The following is an 18397-nucleotide window of genomic DNA, read 5'->3' on the forward strand; positions in this document are numbered from 1 at the left end:
CGATGATAGTGTAGCATTTGTTATGTGAAAGTAGGACATTACCAGGCTTCAAATTCCGTCGAAGGACTTTAATCTTAATAATTAAAAATAAGAAAATTGAAAAGAATTTTCTTGGTGACAATAGCGTTTTGGACCCACCTGATTCCATGCCGAACTCAGTAGTGAAACGAAACAGCGCCGATGATAGTGTAGCATTTGCTATGTGAAAGTAGGACATTACCAGGATTTAATTAAAAGAAACCCGTTACAGTGATGTGACGGGTTTTTTTCCGTCTAGGACTTAGTAAAAAAGCCCGTTCCAAACTAAGTTGTGGCCGCTTTTCCATCCTATGCCTAGTGCATTTTTTTCTTTTACATTAAACAAAGAGACCTAGACACAAAGATAGTTTAGCATTTCACTGTGACTCACCACCGGTGTAGGTGACATGAGCACCGACCTATAATAAGAGATATCAGTTACTGCAATGTACCGCTTTTCTCTTTCAATTTAAAAAATCTTACCTTTGAATTTATTAACAAAACTATGTGCGCCTCTTGGTGCGTGCTAAAATCCAATTTTTATCAATGACGATGTAGAGGTATAGATTGCTGACTGCTGATTACCAAAAGGTGCTTGATGAGATAGCTCATGAAGTGCGTCCTTTATTATCACAAGGGAGGGTGGCTGATTATATACCTGCGCTTGCTGAGGTTGATCCTGAGCAGTTTTCTATCGCCATTTACACCACTGATGGTGAAACTATATGCGCCGGAGATTGCTCTCAACGATTTACTATTCAGTCTGTTTCAAAAGTTATGACACTTACTATGGCCTTAAAGCGCTATGGTGATGAGCTTTGGAATAGAGTGGGTAAAGAGCCTTCTGGTACCGCGTTTAATTCACTAACTCAGTTAGAGTTTGAAAAAGGGATCCCACGAAACCCTTTTATTAATGCCGGTGCAATTGTTACATGTGATGCGCTGTATAGTCGTTTATCAGCTCCGCGTCACTCAATGCTTGAAACGTTTAGGTTACTCTCAGGCAATAGCATTATTGTTGTTGATAAAAAAGTAGCTAACTCTGAATATGAATTTAGACATAGAAATGCCGCCATGGCACATTTAATGAAGTCTTTTGGCAATTTTGAAAATGATGTGGATGATGTGCTTTGGTCGTATTTTAATTACTGCTCAATTGAACTCAACTGTGTTGAACTTGCGAAAGCGTACAATTTTTTAGCTAATAAAGGGATTGATTTTAGTTCTGGTAAACGTGTGCTATCGAGTCGTCAAAACAAACAGCTTAACTCACTTTTATTTACAAGTGGGTTATATGATGCGGCTGGTGATTTTGGTTATAGGGTTGGTATGCCAGGAAAGTCAGGAGTGTCAGGGACTATTTTAGCGGTATTACCGGGTAAGTTTACAGTGGCTGTGTACTCTCCTGGGCTTAATAGTTTTGGGAATTCAGTGGCAGGGATAGCAGCACTAGAGCTGCTATCTAAAAAACTCGATATTTCAATTTTTTAAAACACCGATAGGGAGTTAACTTAGCTCCCTACGTTATTGCTCCCAGTACACTTGCTCAAGACAGTCTTCGCGCTCTGGCAAACCACGCGATAAGCGTGGAGAATGCTGAACTAACACTTCATAACTAGCTCGGTTAGCATATTTACTAATTTGCGATAGTGATGAGTAAGTAATAGCTTGTTGCTGATGCTTAGCAGAGTTTGCCACGTTAAGTTTATGATAAACATTCGCCGATAAGTCATGTAGCACAGCGGCTAATGCACAATCTCCTGCACCATTGGTGTTTTTGATTGAATCAGGCCCGCCCATAAATGGTGCTGTGTGGCTATATGCTCTGATAGGCGTATCACACTCGGTTTTACGCATAGCACGTGAGAATTCGTAACGGTTAAAGTCAGGTATTGCTCCTGGTAATAACGGGTACTCAGTTTCACGTTTAAAGTTTTCGTCTACGTAGCCGGCCATAAATAAACCTTTTTCGCCAGCGGTACAAATAACTAAGTCAACCCAATCAAGTGCTTTATCTGCAGCTAGGAGAGGGTCTTCAAAACCTGTAATAGCAAGTCCCTCTTCTTCGTTCATGGCAAGAATGTCCACATGCTTTTCAACAAAGTTAGCCCACCAAACAGGGTCTTGTTCAATTAAGAATTTAGTACCGAGTGTAAGTACAACTGGAACACCTGCATCATTAGCATATTTTACCGCTTGCATAGTCGCTTCAGTCATCGTTTCGCTACCTTGGGTGCGCATAAGGTAGGCACTGATCACTAACGCTGATGAATTTTCAATAAGGCTTTTATCGATAGATTCAGGACGTAAGTGGTTCATTAGGCCTGCACTTATTGCAAAAGTACGCTCACCGGTTTCATCAATTAATGTAAAACAACGACCTACAGGCCCATCAACTGGTTGAAGGTAGTTTAAATCTACACGGCTTGAGGTATTACATAAAAAACGGTAAGCATAGCTACCAATTTTAATATTTTCGCTCATAACGCCTAATAAAACTGAGCGATCATCTGCAAGTACAGAGTAGTTGTGCATAGTGTTACCAATGGTTCCACCTGCAAACTCAAAATCAACCATATCGTTTAATTTTAAACGATCGTATAAGGCGTTTGTTGTATCGCTATCAATAACTTGCGACATACCTCTACGTAGTTGAAATTCGTCAAGGAAAGCTTGATCAACTTTTGCCTCTATATCAACAACGATCTGATCGATACCCGTAATATAACTACGTTGTAATCGCTCTGTTGCGTTAAGTTGATTGGTAAGTGGATCTTTGGCTTCCACTGGAAAATAATGTTTATGCCTGCGGCGTCCAGGAAATTTCATTTGCTACCCGTGTTGTGAGCTAAATAAAAAAAGCGTGAGATTATAGCGTAAATCAGCACTACTGAGCCATTACAAAGAGGTAAATATCGTTTTATTTTTGCAATAAAGTAATGAATGACCCACTTTATGGTGCTAACTAGGTATAATTACAGCATAAAAAGTTATTTAAGTAGAAAGAATGAACGATCCATTTAATGATGCCTACTGGATGGAACAAGCGCTTTTGTATGCAAAGCAAGCAGAGTTGCTCGATGAAATTCCTGTCGGGGCGATTGTAGTAAAAGATAATCAGCTAATTTCAGTCGGATTCAACCGCTCAATAATCGATAACGACCCATCTGCCCATGCTGAAATGATTGCAGTGAGAGAAGCTGGAAAAGTACTTAATAATTATCGCTTAATTGACTGCACACTATATGTGACGTTAGAGCCTTGCTTTATGTGTGCAGGGCTGTTGGTGCATAGCAGAATAAAGCGTTTAGTATTTGGTGCCCTAGATGCTAAAACAGGGTCTGCAGGTTCAATTATGAACTTATTACAAGATCCAAGGTTAAATCATCAAGTAGAGGTATGTGGTGGTGTTTTAGCAAAACAGTGTGGTGATACTATTTCAAATTTTTTTAAGCGTAGAAGAGCGCAAATTAAAGCAGCTAAGAAAGCTGCTCGTGATGACAAGGTAAATAAGCCTAGCTAAAGTTAACTCGCGATTGGTTCTATTTCTGTTTCAGCCATTTGCTGCATAGCAAACATTCGGCGGCGCCAGATGATTTTTTTGTGCAGTTTTCTCAACATAACACGGCGACGTGTGGCAGTTGAATAAATTACATTGCGTTTTAATTTTTGTGTGCGTCTACGTTTTAGCATGTTTTCTCCTAATGCAAGAGTGAGAAAGGCGCAGGGTATATCTTATAAAATAATAATATACATGTAACACACATTAGTGATCATTTGATGACAAGTAAACAGATATTTAATTTAGTTAAATTTAGCTTATTGACTTGCTCAAAAAACAGATACCTATACAAGTCTTAGTTATTGTTTTCACTCGGCTGTTCAGGCTCAATTATAGGTAGTTTTTTTTCTGTTTGCGCTTCATCTTTCTTATTTTTCACATTACTTTTTTCATTTAGCTTTGGCTCGCTATCAGTGCTCTGCTCTGTGATTGACTCAGGCTCTACAGCAATAGCATTATTCTCATCGAGCCAAACAAGTGCATCGTAATAGCGACGAATATTATCAACATATTTAACCGCGACATCGCCACGAGCATAACCATAGCGGGTTTTGCGGTAATAGCGCTTTTTAATTAACAGCGGTAAGCGTTTTTTTACATCAGCCCATTTATCAGGGCTTGCGCCTTGCTGCTCGGTAATTATACGCGCGTCGTTAACATGCCCCCAACCTACATTGTAAGCTGCTAGTGCAAGCCATGTTCTATCGGGTTGAGGAATTCTGTCAGGAATACGCTTAATCAGTTTACTTAAATATTTACCACCACCGCGAATATTTTGCTCAGGCTCTAAGCGGTTGGTAACCCCCACTTGTTTTGCTGTATTACGGGTTAGCATCATAATACCGCGAACGCCTGTTGGCGATTTAGCGCGAGGGTTCCACATAGATTCTTGATAGCTAAGTGCCGCTAATAAACGCCAATCAAGGCTACCAGCATATTGTTCAAACCATGGTTGATACGTTGGTAAGATTTCTTTTATCGCTTCGATATAAGCAAGAGTATTCACATAGTTAAATTGACGCACGTGACCAAAGTATTTTTCTTCAAGTACGTAGAGCTGATTACTCTGTTTTATATAACCAAAAAATGGCACTAATAGTGAATATAAAGAATCATCATTTGATTTGTTAAGTATCCATGCAATTGGGTCGTTATGGGTAACTGAAAAACCGATACTTAAATTAGGATGATAACGGCGAAACAACGATAGCGTATGTGTATCAGCGAGAGTGTAATCTATTTCGCCATCAATAACTGCTTGAAGTAGTTCTTCTTCATCAAACTCTTCGCTTTCTATCCAAGTAAGATCTGGATTGTTTTTTTTCATTTTTTGTAGAGTAAGCGAATGGCTACTTTTAGCGATAACAGTAAAGTTGCCATCTAAGTCGGCAAACTCACGAGGACGAACACGTCCTTGCTTATAAACTAATTTTTGGCTGATTGTTCTGTAAGTTGGTCCATAACGGTATTGCTCTGCACGGGTTTTATTATAGGTAAGTCCTGAGGCAATTAAATCTAAATCCCCGCTTTCAAGGCGTTCAAACATATCGGATAAGTTAAAAAATGGCACTATTTCAAGCTCTACACCTAAATATTCAGCAAATGCTTGAGATAGCTCATATTCAAAGCCTTGTTCACCTTGAACGGCTTGATAATAATTACTAGCACTTGCAAGTGTACCCACACGTATTTTGTTTTGCTCTTTTATTTGGGCGAGTTGAGTTGGCTGCTCTTGCATATCACATGCACATAACAGCATAACTAAAGTAATGATTATTATTAGTTTTTCCTTGAACATTGAGTGCCCCTTAAGCTCGCCAGCTACCGTTATAGCAAAACTAAGCCATCGCGTCACTTTACCTTTTATTTTATTAACCAAAAGAGGCTATAAATAAAGCTAAAAAGTTAATTTTATGAAAAGCGTAATTTTGAGTTAAATCTGAATGCTAATTGGACTATAATGCGTGCCTAAAATATCGTTCAATCCCTAACCCCGGATGAAATTACCTATGTTGATCCTTCGTGGTGCACCAGCACTTTCAGAGTTCAGAGTTAATAAAATTTTAGCGCGTTGCCAACAATCGCAACTTCCAGTCACTAACGTATACGCCGAGTATGCTCACTTTGCCGATTTAACATCGCCGCTGAGTAGCTCTGAGCAAACCAAGCTTGAAAAACTATTAACTTACGGTCCAACTATTGCTGAGCATACCCCAGCTGGCAAACTTGTACTTGTTACACCTCGCCCAGGTACCATTTCACCTTGGGCATCTAAAGCTACCGACATCGCCCACAACTGTGGTTTAAAGCAAGTACACCGTGTTGAACGCGGTATTGCTTATTATGTTGAAGGTGATTTAAACGCAGAACAACTTACACAAGTAACTGCGTTACTGCACGACCGCATGACTGAAGCCACACACAATGAACTTGAAGATGCGGCTCAGCTGTTTCGCAGTGATGCTCCACGCCAAATGTCGTCTGTTGATATTTTAGGTGGTGGACGCGAAGCACTAGCAACAGCCAATGTTGAACAAGGTTTTGCGCTTGCTGATGATGAAATAGACTACTTAGTAGAAAATTTTACAAAGTTAGAGCGTAACCCTAACGACATCGAATTGTTTATGTTTGCACAAGCGAACTCAGAGCATTGTCGCCATAAAATATTTAATGCTGACTGGGCAATCGATGGCAAAGAGCAGCCAAAATCGCTGTTTAAAATGATTAAAAATACTTTTGAGCTAAATCCTGAAAATGTATTGTCGGCATACAAAGATAACGCTGCGGTAATGAAAGGCTCAAAAGCGGGTCGCTTCTTCCCAAATGCGCAAGGTGAATATGCGTATCACCAAGAAGACATTGAAATACTAATGAAAGTTGAAACTCATAACCACCCAACAGCTATTGCACCATTCTCAGGTGCGGCTACAGGTTCTGGTGGTGAGATTCGCGATGAAGGCGCAACAGGCCGTGGCTCTAAGCCAAAAGCAGGTTTAGTTGGCTTTACCGTATCAAACTTACGTATTCCAGGTTACGAGCAACCGTGGGAAAGCGATTTTGGTAAACCGGGTCGTATTGTAAACGCACTTGATATAATGACAGAAGGTCCACTTGGTGGTGCTGCATTTAATAATGAGTTTGGTCGCCCTAATTTATTAGGCTACTTCCGTACTTACGAAGAAAAAGTAACAAGCCATAATGGTGAAGAAGTACGTGGTTACCATAAACCAATTATGCTTGCCGGTGGTTTAGGTAATATTCGCTCAGATCATGTTCAAAAAGGTGATATTCCTGTAGGCGCTAAATTAATAGCGCTAGGTGGACCTGCAATGAACATTGGTCTAGGCGGTGGTGCTGCATCAAGTATGGCTTCAGGTCAATCGAACGAAGATTTAGATTTTGCTTCAGTACAACGCGAAAACCCTGAAATGGAACGTCGTTGCCAAGAAGTTATCGATAAATGTTGGCAGCTAGGTGATGAAAATCCAATTGCATTCATCCACGATGTAGGTGCTGGCGGTTTATCAAATGCGTTTCCTGAGCTTGTTAATGATGGTGGGCGTGGTGGTAAGTTCCAATTACGTAGCATTCCTAACGATGAGCCAGGCATGGCACCACACGAAATTTGGTGTAATGAATCACAAGAGCGTTATGTACTCGCTGTTGGCGCAGAGGACTTTGACCGCTTTGAAGCTATTTGTAAGCGTGAACGAGCCCAGTACGCTGTAATTGGTGAAGCAACCGCGGAACCTCACTTAACAGTGTCAGACAGCCACTTTGAAAATAACCCTGTTGATTTGCCGCTGGACGTATTATTAGGTAAAGCACCTAAAATGCACCGCGATGTAACGTCAAAGCAAGTTGTTGGCAAAGCGCTTGATATCACATCAATAAATGCAGCAGATGCAGCGCAGCGCTTAATGCGCTTACCAACCATTGCAGAAAAAACATTTTTAATAACAATCGGCGATCGTTCAGTTACTGGTTTGGTGGCGCGCGACCAAATGGTTGGTCCTTGGCAAGTGCCTGTTGCTAACTGTGCGGTTACCGCAGCAACGTATGACACTTACCACGGCGAAGCTATGTCACTTGGTGAGCGTACTCCGGCTGCATTACTTAATTACGGTGCATCTGCTCGTTTAGCTGTGGCAGAGTCGTTAACTAATATTGCTTGTGCAAATATTGGTAGCCTTGAAAACATTAAGTTATCGGCAAACTGGATGGCTGCTGCGGGTCACCCAGGTGAAGATGCTGGTTTATACGAAGCTGTTAAAGCCGTAGGCGAAGAGCTTTGTCCTGCGCTTGGTTTAACGATTCCAGTAGGAAAAGATTCTATGTCGATGAAAACGACATGGAAAGATGAAGGTGACTCACAAGAAAAATCAGTAACATCGCCGCTTTCACTAGTTATAACTGCGTTTGGTCGTGTTGACGACGTACGTAAAACAGTAACGCCACAACTACGTACAGATAAAGGCGATACATCGCTTATATTAATTGATTTAGGTGCGGGTAAAAACCGCATGGGCGCATCAAGTCTTGCGCAAGTTTATAAGCAATTGGGTGATGTAACCCCTGATGTTGATAGCCCTGAGTTATTAAAAGGCTTTTATAACGCAATGCAAGCGCTTGTGGCTGATAGTAAGTTACTTGCTTATCATGACCGCTCAGACGGTGGTTTATTTACTACAGTAGCTGAAATGGCGTTTACGGGTCATACCGGTGTAACGGTTGATTTAGCAGCTTTAACAGGCTCTGACATTGAAGCGCTTTATAACGAAGAGCTAGGTGCCGTAATTCAAGTTGCAAATGCTGATTTAGATGCAGTAAATGCGGTGTTTGAGCAACATGGTATAGCAGCCATTAGTCACAACATTGGCACGCTTAACAGTGACGATACGATTATATTTAACCGTGGCGAAAATACGGTACTTAATCATACGCGTACTGAGCTTCGTACTATCTGGGCTGAAACAACGTATCAAATGCAAGCTCGCCGTGATAATCCTGAGTGTGCTAAGCAAGAGTTTGATGCAAAATTTGATGCAAAAGATCCAGGCTTAAACGTAAAACTTAACTTTGATTTAAACGAAGATATAGCAGCGCCATACATCGCAACAGGTGCTAAACCGCAAATGGCTATTTTACGTGAGCAGGGTGTTAACTCTCATTTAGAAATGGCTGCTGCGTTTAACCGTGCAGGTTTTGCTGCTGTTGATGTACACATGAGCGATATTTTAGAAGGTCGTTTAACACTAGAGCAATTTAAAGGTTTAGTGGCATGTGGTGGTTTCTCATACGGTGACGTACTTGGTGCGGGTGAAGGTTGGGCTAAGTCTATTTTGTTTAACGACATGGCACGTGATCAGTTCCAAAACTTCTTCCACCGTGAAGATACTTTTAGCTTAGGTGTATGTAACGGTTGCCAAATGTTATCAACGTTAAAGGAGTTGATCCCTGGTACTGAACATTGGCCGCGCTTTGTAACTAATAAATCAGAGCGTTTTGAAGCACGCTTTAGTTTAGTAGAAATACAAGAGAATCCGTCTGTATTCTTTAACGGAATGGCTGGATCGCGTATGCCAATTGCAGTTTCTCATGGTGAAGGTCATGCTGAGTTTGCAAACGATGCAGCCACTAAAGCGGCGCTTGATAGCGGCACTGTAGCGGTTAAGTTTGTAGATAACTACGGTAACCCTACAACGCAGTACCCAGCTAACCCTAATGGTTCTCCAGAAGGTGTTACCGGTATTACGTCAACTGATGGCCGCGCCACTGTAATGATGCCGCATCCAGAACGCGTATTTAGAAGCGTTGCTAACTCTTGGCATCCTGATGAGTGGCAAGAGGATAGCCCGTGGATGCGTATGTTCCGTAACGCACGTAAAAACGTAGGTTAATTACATTTGCGTTTATACAAGTTAGATTCATAATCTTACTGTAAAATAAAAAAGGCTGCATTGTGCAGCCTTTTTTGATTAGTATAGTTTTAGCTAAAAGCACATAGCATTTAAGGAGAGTATGTTTAAGCGAGTTGGTTTAATTGTTGGAGCTGTATTACTAAGTACCTTGCTGCTTGGTTATGTATTTCGCTTGCCATTATTACAATGGGCTATAGCTCCTGAGCTTAAAAAAGCAGGCATTACGCTAAGTTGTCTCGATTTTTCAATTACGTCTGAACTAAATATTCATGCTGATAAAGTGTGTGTAAATTATCAAAACCAACAATTACAACTCACTGGTATTACTGCAAATATAAAACGTGTAGATATTAAAAATGCTGTGCTAACGGTTAATCCTTTCCCTAAAAGCGATAATGCTAATCAACTTGATAAAAATCTCGATTTAGCGCTTTCTTTAAATCGCCCATTAATCAATATTAAACAGCTTGTAGTAAAAGGTGAACAGCTCAATAAGCCACTGAAAATAAGTATATTGGAACCCGCACTGAATCAGTTTAATGTCACTGGTGATATAAACGCGAGTGCAACTTTGACTGTTAATAAAATAAGTGGTCAGTTTGCAGTAAATGACACTCTTTTAAAGCAAGTTATAAACACTAAAAACACCTCAATAGCAGATGCTAATTTTAATACTCAGCAAGCGTTTAGTTTTGACGGTATAGAGCTTAAATTAAATGGCGATGTTAGTGCCCAGTTTGCTCATACTTATGAGCAGTGCCAGGTTGATGTATTAACTACGGGCAAGTTGGCAACTCATTTTAATTTAAATAGCCAAGCGTTAATGTTTGATACCGATTTGCTTAATAACAAAATTAATTTAACACCAAGCTGTACTGAGTTAATTCCACCGAGTGAATATGCAGGCTTTATTAGCAAACAAGTGCTTTTAAATTGGCAACTTAAACTCCCTCAATCAATTCGCTTAGAGGGAAGTGAGCTCAGTGTACCTGTAATTAATTTGATGAGTGAGGGCGATAAGCAATTTGATATTCTAATAACAGATACAACACTTAATATTAAATCGCCACTTGAAAACGTACAGACAAATTTATCAGTTCAAATAAGTACTCCCAATATAAATAATATTAACGTTAATGCTCAGTTATCTGGTGCTGCGATTAAAGGCAATTACGCCGTTATGCTTGAAAGCTTGCCTGATTTTGTTCCTGCAATAGCGAATGAACTTCACCTTAGTGGTCGCTTTGATATAAGTGAGTTTATAGACTCAAGACCAGTTGGGCTTATAAATGCTAAATTAACACTTAATAGTGTAGATGCGTTTGATATAAGTGCAGTGCAATACGAAGGTGATTTAACAGCAAAAATGGATAAACAGTTAAACGCAGAGATAGCGTTAACTCAGCAATTAAAAAGTGCAGAATATAAAGAGTTTACAGCCTCAAGTATAAATAACACATTAAAAGTAAATGCTAATTTAGGCGTAGGCGAATTATTTGCTGATCTAACAGCAAAAACGAATATAAAAGCAGTTAATAGCCCTGACATAAAACTTAATAATATAAAAGTAGAGTCTACTGGGCTACAAAGCCGTGCACTAAAAGCTACGCATCACGCATTTATGAATGATGTTGAGTTAGTGATAAATCATCATATATCCTCGCAAGCTCATCCGTTTGAAGTGGTTATTCCTGAACAAAGTGCGCTGCCGTTAAATTCGTTTATTAGTCAATTTGAGCCACTTGCAAAGTTAACAGAGGGCGAATTTAATGGCTATATTAGTGGCGATGTAAACTTACAAAGTGCATCGTTCAATATAGGGATTAGTCATACAAGCGCACTGTATAACGATTACCTTGCGAGTGATTTAAGCAGTACATTTAGCGGGGAATATAATTCAGGTAAGCTTAATGTAAAACCAACTACCTTTAATTTAAATGAATTTAGAGCCGGTGCTGTTGTAAAAAATATTAAAGGGCAGTGGCAAGTTAACGATAATAGCGCTCTAGTAAACGATATAACGGGCGATGTATTTGGCGGCGAGTTTTCGTTAGATACCTACACATTAGGTCAGTCAAACCAAGTTGCTAATGTTAAGTTTGAAAATATTGATGCAAGCAAGCTAGTTACACTCGACGATAAGTCGGGCATAGTATTAACGGGACGCCTAGCAGGTGCGTTGCCAGTCCACTTTAATAATGGTGAAATTGAAATCATTGATGGCAGTTTATTTAGCCAAGGGACAGGTAATTTAAAAATCACCAATAATGCCGCGTTTGATTCAGTAATGCAGCAACAGCAAGAGTTGCAACCTGTGTTAGGGTTATTAACTAATTTAGATATTCAAAAGCTTGATAGCAGTGTGGCATTAAAAAACGATGGCTGGTTAAAGCTTGGGGTTAATTTACAAGGCTATAATAAAGCAGAGCAGCAGCAAGTTAACTTTAATTATAACCACGAAGAAAACATATTTACACTTTTACGCGCACTGCGTTTAAGTGACGAAATTACACAGAAAGTTGAGCAACAATACTCACAAAAAGGAAACTAATAATGAGACCGTCGTTATTGATAAAAGTACTGCTCGCGCTGAGTGCTATTAGTGCATTAAGTGCCTGCACGCACCGTGTTGAGGTGTCTGCAAAAGAGCCTATTACTATTAATTTAAATGTGAAGGTCGATCACGAAATTCGCGTAAAAGTAGACAAAGAACTCGACAGTTTATTTAGTGACGATAGTGAGTTATTTTAAGGAGCTAAAACATGAATACGAAGAAAAAATTAAATATTATTACGTTAGTTAGTGCAGTATGTATGTCTTTCTCTGTATGGGCTATTAGCCTTGATGACGCTAAAAACCAAGGTTTAGTAGGTGAAGATAGCTCTGGTTATTTAGGACTTGTTGTACAAAACGCAGAAGCAAAAGCGGTTGTTGATGACATAAATGCAAAGCGTAAAGCGCAGTACTTAAAGCTGGCTAAAAAGAATAACTTGTCGCTTTCACAAGTAGAAGCACTCGCCGCTGCCAAAACAATTGAAAAAACGCAAAGTGGTCATTATGTTGAAGTGAATGGTAACTGGGTTAAAAAATAAGCTTAAGTTATTGCCTTGTTTTGCAAAAGTTTTGTACAAAGTTTTTTACAAACCAAAATAAAACCGAGCCATTAAGCGCTCGGTTTTTTACAGCCTTCAAGTAACTGCTGCCAAAAATCAATACCCTTACGTCTTGCTAGGTTTATATTGTGCTCTGGAATAGATTCGGGCTCGTTGTAACTATCAAGTGCTTCGCTCATACTTGCTTCACGAATTAAATGTAAAGTAGGAAAGGGCGCTCTATTTGTGTAGTTTGCAGCATCGGTTTCATCACTGTCAGCAAATACGTAATCAGGATGAAAGTTAGCGATTTGATACTTTCCTTCAAACCCTTGCGCGACTAAAAGCGCATTAGCTAAATCGACCAAGTCTAAAAAGTCTTCAAAATCACTAAAGCCATTATCAAACATGATAAGGGTTGTTTCGCGCTCTGGTTCGCGGTCAAGCTCAACACATTGCTCAAGCATATCCATTACAGCATCATCCACACTAGCTGCTGGGCTTACTATGTAATGAATACAGTTGTTTTCTACTTCTTTTCGAGCAAATGGGCAAAAGTTATATTTAACAATAACAGATGACACCCATTCGCGAGTTTGGCTTATAGCTATGTTGATCACGGTTTTGGCTCTAAATATTGATTAATAATGGTAAGTGTTTTTTGTATAGCACCTTGGTTTTTAGCAACGCATTGAGCAGCCTTAATACCTAAGGTTTGGCATGCTTTTATGTTTTGGCTAAACGTTATGAGCTGCTTTGCTAGTTCGTCGTTGTTATCAACCACTATAGCGCCTTTAAGCTTTATTAGCTCGGGATAAACATGGTCAAAATTATATGTGTGTGGACCTGTTATTACACCTACCGAAAACGCCGCTGATTCTAGTGGGTTATGCCCACCTCTGCGAATTAAGCTGCCACCAATAAAGCTTACATTTGCAGCACCATATAAACACTGTAACTCACCAAGCGTATCAGCAAGAAGTACTTGCTCATTGCTATAGTTACTTTGGCTACGACGACTAAAACTAAGTGAGCTTTGTGTTAAAAGCTCAGCTACTTTATCAAATTGTTCTGGATGGCGCGGAGCAATTATAAGTAATGCATTAGGTTGCTTTTTTAGTAACTCTTGATGGGCTGAAAGTACCAACTCATGCTCAATAGGATGTGTTGAACCTGCTACCCATACAAAGCGTTCGTCATTGATATGTTCATTACTACTATTTTTATTAATACTGTAAAGCTGTTTAAGGTTGAGTACTTTGCCTAATTGCTCGTCGCTTGGTGTTATATCAAATTTTATAGAGCCTGTTACATGGCTTTTTGAAGTTTCGAGACCAAGCTCTATAAAACGCTCCGCATCTGCCTTGTTATGACTCGCAAGTACTGTAATTGAGCGCATAATAATATGCGTTAATTTAGCGACTTTTTGATAGCCTTGCTGCGACTTTTCAGAGAGCCTTGCATTGATAACAAGGACCGGTATATTTTTTTTATGGCTTATCGCCATTAAATTTGGCCATAGCTCTGTTTCTAAAATACATAATGCTTGTGGCTTTATACGCTTTAAAAATCGAGCTGTCGCAAACGGAAAATCGATTGGTAAATAGCTACACGCCACAGTATTTTTAAACTGGTTAAGTATTTGATCTCTGCCTGTTGGGGTATTACAGGTTATAAGTATATTTAAATTTGGATGCGCTTTTTGAAGCGCTTTAATAAGCGGCGCTGCGGCAAGTACCTCACCAACAGACGCACAATGAAAAACTAAAGGTTTGGTTTTAGTCGTAAATAAAGACTTACTAATAAACCCAAAGCGCTCTTTAAAGTGTGCACGATAGCCTTGGTTTTTTTTACCTCGTAAAATATAGAGATAAAATACAATTAGTGGACTAATCATAATTAATGCCAATGAATAAAAAATACGTACCACTTTTGAATCTCCAATAACAAAGATTAATGATAGCGTGAAAAACTAACCAACAAAATATTAAGTTGCTAAAAACCACGATAGCAAGAGTATTAATTGTTTAGTTGATACTAAATTTGGTAATATTTAATTATCATTCCGGAAATTATAGTCATTATGAAACTAAAATTAATAAAACCATCGCTTTTAACCATTCTAATGGGGTTTACTTTACAAGTTTTTGCGAGCCCAACAGCTTATTTACCTGTAGGTATAGACGCACAGCTTGATCATCAACTCGATACTTTATTTGCGTTAACTTCTGGTACGCCTATGACTAAACCTTATCGATTAACAGAGGTTGAAGCTGCACTGGTAAAATTACAAAATAAAAAACCAGCATTGGCTAAAGTAATTTCAGATAAGATAAAACCTTACCAAGTTAAAAGCGGCACTACCCGAACTGGCTTAAAGCTACGGGTAGATAGTGATAATGCGGTTCAGCTTGCCAATCAACGAGGTGTCAGTTCTGATGAGTGGGGGCAGGTGTTTTTTGAAGGGATTTTACGCCCTAATGATTACAGTCTGATACAAGTTGGCCTTGATTACCGTGCTAAGCAAAATAAACTTACTAATTACAATACTTTTGTGAGTGTTGCTGGGGATGATTTACAATTAAATGTTGGCTATAAAGAACATTGGTTTTCACCATTTAAACAGTCAGCGCAGATTGTTTCAACCAATGCACGTACTTCACCTTCTATTTCATTAGGGATGGTTGCACCAGCGCATAACTGGTGGAACTTCGATTTCGAGCTCTATTACTCTGAACTTGAGCATGTAGATAAAGGTATTTTATATCAAGGCGAGCTACATGATGGCACCCCTCAATTAGCGGGTACCCATATTAGCTTTGAACCTATGTCTGGTTGGAAAATTGGTTTAAACCGAATGATGCAATTTGGTGGTGGTCCACGAGAAGTTGGCTTCAGTGATGTGGCTAAAGCATTTTTTGACCCTGCAGGACAGGACAATGCAGATTTGGTTGATGGTGGTAGAGATAATGAGTTAGGCGACCAGTTTGCCTCTATAACTTCGAGTTTTAATTTTGATTGGGGATTGCCTGCTGAGTTATATTTTGAATACGGTGGCGAAGATACTAAAAACCATAGTAACTATCAATTGGGTAATACAGTATCAAGTGTAGGGCTTTTTATGCCTTATTTAACTGCAGATCTAGCTTTGCGTTATGAATATACCAATATGCATAGCCTATGGTATGTAAATCAAATTTATTCAACTTATGGCAATACTAAAGATGGCTATGTTATTGGGCATTTTGCTGGTGATCAGCGCACATTCGGTGATGCCACACCTAGCGATATTCATGTTTTAGAAGCTTCTTATAATGAAGATACTTTCTCGCTTTGGCGCGCTAAGCTTACTGTGATTGATAATGCTAGCAATTATCTCAATGAGCTTGGACAGGCAGGTGACAAGTACGAGCGAGCGATTGAATTGCAAGTTAGTAATAACCGTAGTTTGCAAGAGTATAATATAGAGACGACTTTGACCTACGGGGAAGATGTATTTGGAGAGGATTATGCTTGGTTGTCAGTTGCATTGTTCTGGTAATAATTTTAAGAGGAATATTTTATGTCAATTATCGATTCAGTGGCAACTAGCTACGTTGAAACATTAAACCGCCATCAAGCATTATTTGAAACGATGGAGGCTTATCATCAAGAATCTATGCAACTATTAGAAGCATGCCACAGTGCATTACAAGCTGGTGGCAAGATTATTTGGTTTGGTAACGGCGGTAGCGCAGCCGATGCGCAGCATTTAGCCGCAGAGTTTGTAGTGCGTTATAAACTAGAACGAGGTCCGCTTGCCTCTATGGCATTGACTACCGACACCTCTATTTTAACCGCTCACAGTAACGATTATCACTTTGATACGGTGTTTGAACGCCAAGTTCAAGCACTATGTAAGCCAGAAGATTTAGTAATTGGTTTAACTACTTCGGGTACAAGCAATAATATTAACTTAGCGCTAGAAGCTGCAAATAAATTAGGCGCTTTTACCGTGGCATTAACTGGTCGTGATGGCGGTAAAGTAAAATATATTGCTAAGTTACCTATTATTATAAAAAATGATGAAACAGCACGCATCCAAGAAGCTCACATGTTTATAGGTCACTGGTTATGTGAAGCCATGGATATGGTTGTTGCGGAGCAGCAGTAATGGATTTGTCGTTATTAAAAAACTTATCGGCTGCACGCATATTAGTTGTTGGCGACGTAATGCTAGACCGTTATTGGTACGGTGATACAGGGCGTATTTCGCCTGAAGCGCCAGTACCTGTCGTTAAAGTAAGTAAATTTGAAGACAAAGCGGGCGGTGCAGCTAACGTTGCAAAAAATATAGCGCGGTTAGATGCAAAAGTCGGCTTGCTCGGTTTAATTGGTGAAGATGAAAGCGGACAGATTTTAGAGACAATTCTAAAAGGTGAAAATATTAGCTCACAATTAGTCAGTGTATGTGATTTGCCAACTATTTCAAAAATGCGCGTTATTAGTCGTCATCAACAACTCGTTCGCCTAGATTTAGAAGAAATATTCACTGAGCAACACAGCCAACTTTTATTAAATCGCTTAGAGTTGGTACTAGATGAATACGACTTTATTGTATTTTCTGATTACAGCAAAGGCTCTTTAAGCTTAATCAAAGAGATGGTAAGCCTTGCTAAAGAGGCTGGTAAAATAGTTTTAATCGATCCTAAATCGCCAGACTTACATTTATATGAAGGTGCTGATTATATTACGCCTAATTTACATGAGTTTAAATTAGCGGGTGGTCTAATCGAATCAGAAGAGGTTTTAGTTTCAAGTGCACGTGATTTAATTAGCAAAAGTGGCATTAAAGCTATGTTGCTTACGCGTTCTGAGCAAGGTATGTCGCTCATTGATGCAGATGATAAGTTTGATTTTGCAGCGCAAGAACTTGAAGTAAGTGATGTAACTGGCGCTGGCGATACCGTTATAGCTACATTAGCCGTTATGCTTGGCGCGGGAATGGCACCAAAAGATGCTGTAGAAATTGCTAATTTAGCCGCAGGTATTGTTGTAAGCAAGTTTGGGGCTGCAACTGTTTCACCAGAAGAGTTAAGCCGTAAACTTGGTCAGTATTTACATACTACTGGTGAACATTACCAAACCCCATTTGATGATGTGCTTCAACATATTGAGTTTGCAAAACAAAACGGCGAAACCATTGTATTCACTAATGGCTGTTTTGATATTTTACACGCAGGGCATGTACGCTATTTAGCACAAGCTAAAGCTCGAGGCGATAGACTCGTTGTTGGATTAAATAACGATGAATCTATTTCACGTTTAAAAGGGGCAGAACGTCCTATTAACCCACTAGATGAGCGTGCAATGGTACTTAGCGCACTTTCATCAGTTGATTGGGTTATTCCGTTTGGTAGCTTAGATGAAAACGATACGCCCGCTAAATTAATCGAGCAGATCAGCCCTGATATTTTAGTTAAAGGTGGCGACTACACCGTAGAGCAAATAGCAGGTGCTGAGCATGTACTGCGCCATGGCGGAAAAGTTGAAGTGCTTGAATTTTTAGATGGGTGTTCAACATCAAAAGTAATTAGTAAGATTAAACAGTAACTACTAGGGCGTGTTGATCTTTGTGGATTGAAATTTGTTCAATCTAGGGGCGATTTAATCGCGGCGCGAGGTTTGTAACCTAGTGGGCTAAGTAAAAACCGAGCAACAAAGAGTTAATCGTCCCTAGAAAGAACCCAAAGGGCAGCGCCTGTTTGGTATTTATGCTGCGTTATCGCCTATTTATGGGGAATAACCACACTATATAGGCTCCG

General features: G+C 39.6%; 14 protein-coding genes and 1 rRNA gene. 10 read left to right on the top strand and 5 right to left on the bottom strand.

The window, feature by feature from the left end; translation table 11 throughout:
- Positions 1 to 110: 110 nt before the first annotated feature.
- Positions 111 to 225, top strand: a 5S ribosomal RNA gene (gene rrf / locus V6260_RS07610).
- Positions 226 to 585: 360 nt separating this feature from the next.
- Positions 586 to 1509 carry a glutaminase B gene (gene glsB / locus V6260_RS07615; RefSeq protein ID WP_341593505.1) on the top strand — a complete coding sequence of 308 codons (924 nt, stop codon included), beginning with the start codon at positions 586 to 588 and terminating at the stop codon, positions 1507 to 1509.
- A 33-nt stretch (positions 1510 to 1542) separates the two neighbouring features.
- On the opposite strand, the gene V6260_RS07620 is transcribed toward glsB, so the two are convergent.
- Complete coding sequence (locus V6260_RS07620) at positions 1543 to 2847, bottom strand: inosine/guanosine kinase (RefSeq protein WP_341593507.1); 1305 nt, start codon at positions 2845 to 2847, stop codon at positions 1543 to 1545.
- 178 nt (positions 2848 to 3025) lie between these two features.
- Here V6260_RS07620 and tadA point away from each other — a divergent pair, with 178 nt between their 5' ends.
- Positions 3026 to 3541, top strand: a complete 516-nt coding sequence (gene tadA / locus V6260_RS07625; RefSeq protein ID WP_341593509.1) for a tRNA adenosine(34) deaminase TadA — start codon at positions 3026 to 3028, stop codon at positions 3539 to 3541.
- Positions 3542 to 3543: 2 nt separating this feature from the next.
- Here the strand turns inward: tadA and V6260_RS07630 are convergent, their stop codons facing one another.
- Positions 3544 to 3711, bottom strand: a complete 168-nt coding sequence (locus V6260_RS07630) for a hypothetical protein (protein WP_002961076.1) — start codon at positions 3709 to 3711, stop codon at positions 3544 to 3546.
- A 164-nt stretch (positions 3712 to 3875) separates the two neighbouring features.
- Positions 3876 to 5378, bottom strand: a complete 1503-nt coding sequence (mltF, locus tag V6260_RS07635; protein WP_341593510.1) for a membrane-bound lytic murein transglycosylase MltF — start codon at positions 5376 to 5378, stop codon at positions 3876 to 3878.
- A 211-nt stretch (positions 5379 to 5589) separates the two neighbouring features.
- Here mltF and purL point away from each other — a divergent pair, with 211 nt between their 5' ends.
- The 4 genes from purL (at position 5590) to V6260_RS07655 (ending at position 12593) form a co-directional block, all read left to right on the top strand.
- The gene (gene purL, locus V6260_RS07640; RefSeq protein ID WP_341593511.1) at positions 5590 to 9480 is read left to right on the top strand and encodes a phosphoribosylformylglycinamidine synthase; all 3891 of its coding nucleotides are present in this window, start codon (positions 5590 to 5592) and stop codon (positions 9478 to 9480) included.
- Positions 9481 to 9601: 121 nt separating this feature from the next.
- Positions 9602 to 12052 carry a YdbH domain-containing protein gene (locus V6260_RS07645; protein ID WP_341593512.1) on the top strand — a complete coding sequence of 817 codons (2451 nt, stop codon included), beginning with the start codon at positions 9602 to 9604 and terminating at the stop codon, positions 12050 to 12052.
- Positions 12053 to 12054: 2 nt separating this feature from the next.
- Positions 12055 to 12252 carry a YnbE family lipoprotein gene (locus tag V6260_RS07650; RefSeq protein WP_341593513.1) on the top strand — a complete coding sequence of 66 codons (198 nt, stop codon included), beginning with the start codon at positions 12055 to 12057 and terminating at the stop codon, positions 12250 to 12252.
- An 11-nt stretch (positions 12253 to 12263) separates the two neighbouring features.
- On the top strand, positions 12264 to 12593 hold the full coding sequence (locus tag V6260_RS07655) for a YdbL family protein (protein WP_341593514.1): 330 nt from the start codon (positions 12264 to 12266) through the stop codon (positions 12591 to 12593).
- A gap of 71 nt (positions 12594 to 12664) precedes the next feature.
- Here the strand turns inward: V6260_RS07655 and V6260_RS07660 are convergent, their stop codons facing one another.
- Complete coding sequence (locus V6260_RS07660; protein ID WP_341593515.1) at positions 12665 to 13213, bottom strand: DUF1415 domain-containing protein; 549 nt, start codon at positions 13211 to 13213, stop codon at positions 12665 to 12667.
- Positions 13210 to 14523: a lipid IV(A) 3-deoxy-D-manno-octulosonic acid transferase gene (gene waaA, locus V6260_RS07665; protein ID WP_341593517.1), complete on the bottom strand. Its 1314-nt coding sequence runs from the start codon at positions 14521 to 14523 to the stop codon at positions 13210 to 13212. Before waaA ends, V6260_RS07660 begins: the two co-directional genes overlap by 4 nt.
- Before the next feature lie 153 nt (positions 14524 to 14676).
- On the opposite strand from waaA, the gene V6260_RS07670 reads away from it, so the two are divergent.
- From V6260_RS07670 to hldE, 3 genes are read left to right on the top strand one after another with little or no spacing between them, the layout of a single operon-like run.
- Positions 14677 to 16134 (top strand): capsule assembly Wzi family protein, encoded by a 1458-nt coding sequence (locus V6260_RS07670; RefSeq protein WP_341593518.1) that lies wholly within the window; start codon positions 14677 to 14679, stop codon positions 16132 to 16134.
- Between the two features lie 21 nt (positions 16135 to 16155).
- Positions 16156 to 16746 carry an SIS domain-containing protein gene (locus V6260_RS07675; protein WP_341593519.1) on the top strand — a complete coding sequence of 197 codons (591 nt, stop codon included), beginning with the start codon at positions 16156 to 16158 and terminating at the stop codon, positions 16744 to 16746.
- A complete protein-coding gene (gene hldE, locus V6260_RS07680; RefSeq protein ID WP_341593520.1) occupies positions 16746 to 18185 on the top strand; it encodes a bifunctional D-glycero-beta-D-manno-heptose-7-phosphate kinase/D-glycero-beta-D-manno-heptose 1-phosphate adenylyltransferase HldE in 1440 nt (479 codons plus the stop codon). Before V6260_RS07675 ends, hldE begins: the two co-directional genes overlap by 1 nt.
- Positions 18186 to 18397 lie beyond the last annotated feature (212 nt).

Origin of the sequence: Pseudoalteromonas aliena, assembly GCF_038155085.1 — a bacterium.
Classification (GTDB): Bacteria; Pseudomonadota; Gammaproteobacteria; order Enterobacterales; family Alteromonadaceae; genus Pseudoalteromonas; species Pseudoalteromonas aliena_A.